This window comes from Sulfitobacter sp. HI0129, from assembly GCF_001635395.1.
GTDB lineage: Bacteria > Pseudomonadota > Alphaproteobacteria > Rhodobacterales > Rhodobacteraceae > Sulfitobacter.
This window is the reverse complement of the sequence record NZ_LWGH01001103.1, coordinates 1-3350: the sequence shown is the minus strand read 5'-3', so window position 1 is coordinate 3350 and position 3350 is coordinate 1. Positions and strand designations below refer to the sequence as shown.

Below are 3350 nucleotides of genomic sequence, written 5' to 3'. Positions count from 1 at the left end.
TCCGAGAATTCGACCACGATCTCGGCCCGTTCGGCACCGTCGAGTTGCAGGCTGGCCATGGCAAGAGGGCGGGCCAGAAGGCCGCCGTCACTCGCGACCTGGTGGAATTGCCTGCCGTCGGTGAAACGGAAATCATACACGCGCGCATTCGACGCGTTCAGGATACGCAGGCGTACCAGACCCGCCGGAACTGTAAGCTTGGGACGGATCACACCGTTGACGAGGATCTGGTCCCCCTGGAACCCATGCATCCGATCCATCATGCCAAGACTATAGGTCATGCGGCCTGACCGATCGAAGCGTCGATCCTGCACGATGAGTGGAAAATCGTTCACGCCATAGTCGTGCGGCAGTGGATCGTCGATCTCGGGGTCGTCGATGACAATCATGCCCGCCAACCCGCGATATACCTGCGGGCCTGTTCGCCCGTGAACATGGCTGTGATAAAACAGCGTTGCCGCCGGGTGATCGACCGGTAATTCCGGCGCCCAGGTCTCGCCCGGGCCGAAAGCAAGTTGCGGCCCACCGTCGAGATAGCCCGGCACGTGCATGCCGTGCCAGTGAGCAGTGATCGGTTCATCGAGACGGTTCATGACACTTATGTTTGCGGTGCGCCCGCGCCGGAACCGCAGCAGCGGTCCGAGGTAATCCTGGGAGTAGCCCCAGGTCTCCGACGTCGCGCCTCCGGTGAACTCGCGTGTTCCGCGTATCGCATCGAGTGTGTTGCCTGCGCCGGGGCCGATCTCCATAACCTCCGGTATCGGCAAAGGCGCGCCGGGTTCGGCGGCCCATGCCCGGCTGATATTAAGTGCTGGGGTTGCGAGCGAGGCTGCGGCTAGGCTAAGGAACTTTCGGCGTCTCACAGTGATACTCCGTCATTGGAAGGGTTGCATCGTCCCAACCGAGGCCGAGCAAATATCGCGATAGCGCTCGCACCGGTGTTAGGCCCGAAGCGGGAGACCCGCGTCTTTCCAGCCCGCCAGACCCCCTTCGATTACAGCGGTGTCATAGCCCATCTGGCGCAGGCTGTCGGCGGCAAGGGCCGCGCGTGCGCCGGACGCACAGAGAACGTGAACACGGCCCGTGCCATCGCGTTTCGCGGCCAAAGCCTCGTTCGCCTTGCCGGTCTCGGGATCGGCCTGTGCTTCGACCAACCCGCGCGGGATGTGGATCGCGCCTTCGATTGCGCCGTCGCTCTTCAGCTCTGCCGTTTCACGCACGTCGAGGATGACATCTCCCTGCGCCATCGCTCTGTGCGCGTCAGCGGGAGCGATTCCATCGACGCGCGATCTTGCGTCCGCGACGAGGTCTTTCATGGACTTGTTCACGATCCTTTCTCCTTTCAGAACTTGTTGACGGGCATTTTCAGGTAGTGCGCACCGTTGCTTTCGGCTTCGGGCAATTGCCCCGCACGCAGGTTGACCTGAAGTGCTGCGAGCATCCGGTCCGGCAGGTCCAGTGTGGCATCCCGATCCTCGCGGGTCTGGATGTAGTCGGCCTTGTCGGTGCCGTCCTTGACATGGACATTCTTGGCTTTGTGGGTGGCAACTGAGGCTTCCCATTCCGGCCTGTCGCGATCCTCGGACCCATAGTCATGACCGACGAAAAGCCGCGTATCCTTGGGCAGAGACAGGATCACCTGGATCGAGTTCCACAAATCCTCGGTGGTGCCACCGGGAAAATCGGCACGGGACGTGCCGCTGTCGGGCTGCATCAGCGTGTCGTGCACGAAGGCCGCATCGCCGCAGACATAGGTGATCGACCCAAGCGTATGCCCCGGGGACAGCATCACCCGAACGTCCAGATCGCCGATGCGGAAGGTATCCCCGTCCGCGAACAGGCGGTCGAAGTCGCGGTGGGGGTCGAAGGCGTCCGGCGTGTTGTAGTAGTCGCGCCAGAGTTCGGCGATGTCGCGGACCTTTTCACCGATGGCGTTTGCAGCACCGGTCCGTTTCTTGAGGTGCGACGACGCCATCATATGATCGGCGTGGGGATGCGTATCGAGTACCCATTCCACCGTCAGGCCGTGCTTCTCCACAAGGCCCAGCACCTGCTCCATGCTGCGCGTATCGGTCGCGAAACGCGCCGGATCGAAGTTCAGCACCACGTCGATCAGTGCGGCCTTCTTCGTCGCGGGATCGGCGCAGATATATTGGATCGACCCGGTGTCGGGCTCGTAGATGCCCCAGACATCGGGGCTGTTCGGCCCAGTCGATGCGGATTGGCGGACGATGGGCTCGTTCAGTTCGGCCACATTTACGCTCCTTTGCTTGCGAATGAGGAAGATGATTTGGCGAAACCGGCGAGGACGATCCCGACCAGCATGGCGGGAAGGAAAATGAGGATGCCTGACGATCCAATCAACAGCGATGTCCAAGCGGGTCCCGGACAGAAGCCGCCTAGGCCCCAGCCCATGCCGAAGATGGCCGCGCCGGTCAGAAGCGGCGCGTCTATGGCGGTGCTGTCCGGCAGATCAAACTGCGACCTTTTACGCCTCACGATAATTGTCACACGCCTCAACACCCACTGCGACCACGTCGAGAAGTGCGTCCACATCGTTCAGAAGGACCGTGATGCGCGGGTTGCTGATACGGTAGCGGATGAAGCGCCCTTCGCGGTCGCTGGCGACAAGCCCGCAGTCCAGCAGGCACCTCAGATGGTTGGAGACGTTGGGTTGCGATAGTTCGGTCCGCTCGACGATCTCGTGAACGGCCAATGGCTCGTTGCAAAGTGCACCGAGGATGGCCAGGCGGCTCGGGTCCGCGAAGCCGCGGAACAGCTTCGCCCGTCGCTCGATGGTCGCGCTCTTGCGGTCATCGACGATTTGGGCCATATCACTCCTCGCTGATACGTTGTTCTTCAATTCATTCTAGCAGGAATAGCGCGACCATGGCCAACACCGAAAGTGCCGGATCGACGGCAGATGTTCCGCCCGTCCGTTACCGGGTTTCCGGTATGGACTGCGCGAAGGATGCCGCGCAGATCGAGCGGGCGGCGCAGTCGGCCGGAGTCGCGGCTGACGATGTGAAGGTGTCGGCGGCGACGCACATCATGACACTGAGCGCCCCCGAAGCGCGCCTGCCGGACATCGAAAAGGCCGTTGGCCGCGAAGGGCAGCCCCTCCACCAGTTCGGTCACACGGTCCGTGCCCAGCGTGAATTCCCAGTGAAAGGTCATCGCATCGGGTTTCAGCGCGTTCATCACGTTCACCATGTCCTGGCCTGCGGTGCGCAGGCAGGTCAGCGAGCCGTGCCAGGTATCGCCCCCATCCCGCAGCAGGGCGTCGGGCCGGTCGGCGCGGATGGCGTTGAGAACGGTCGCCACCCGGTCAAGCCCGCCGACCTTGCCAT

General features: G+C 62.5%; 5 protein-coding genes and 1 pseudogene. All 6 read right to left on the bottom strand.

Features of this window, described 5'->3' with window-relative positions; translation table 11 throughout:
* Positions 1-863 (bottom strand): multicopper oxidase family protein (locus A3764_RS23120; protein WP_201722509.1); only part of this gene is annotated, 863 nt, incomplete at its 3' end.
* Positions 864-941: 78 nt separating this feature from the next.
* Positions 942-1328: a rhodanese-like domain-containing protein gene (locus tag A3764_RS23115; protein ID WP_201722141.1), complete on the bottom strand. Its 387-nt coding sequence runs from the start codon at positions 1326-1328 to the stop codon at positions 942-944.
* A 14-nt stretch (positions 1329-1342) separates the two neighbouring features.
* Positions 1343-2254 carry an MBL fold metallo-hydrolase gene (locus A3764_RS23110; RefSeq protein ID WP_067921155.1) on the bottom strand — a complete coding sequence of 304 codons (912 nt, stop codon included), beginning with the start codon at positions 2252-2254 and terminating at the stop codon, positions 1343-1345.
* 2 nt (positions 2255-2256) lie between these two features.
* On the bottom strand, positions 2257-2556 hold the full coding sequence (locus tag A3764_RS26355) for a DUF6691 family protein (RefSeq protein WP_322630180.1): 300 nt from the start codon (positions 2554-2556) through the stop codon (positions 2257-2259).
* Complete coding sequence (locus tag A3764_RS23100) at positions 2489-2833, bottom strand: ArsR/SmtB family transcription factor (RefSeq protein ID WP_067921151.1); 345 nt, start codon at positions 2831-2833, stop codon at positions 2489-2491. The genes A3764_RS26355 and A3764_RS23100 overlap by 68 nt, the downstream gene beginning before the upstream one ends.
* A gap of 254 nt (positions 2834-3087) precedes the next feature.
* Positions 3088-3350: pseudogene (locus A3764_RS24365) on the bottom strand (thiosulfohydrolase SoxB); the annotation flags it as partial.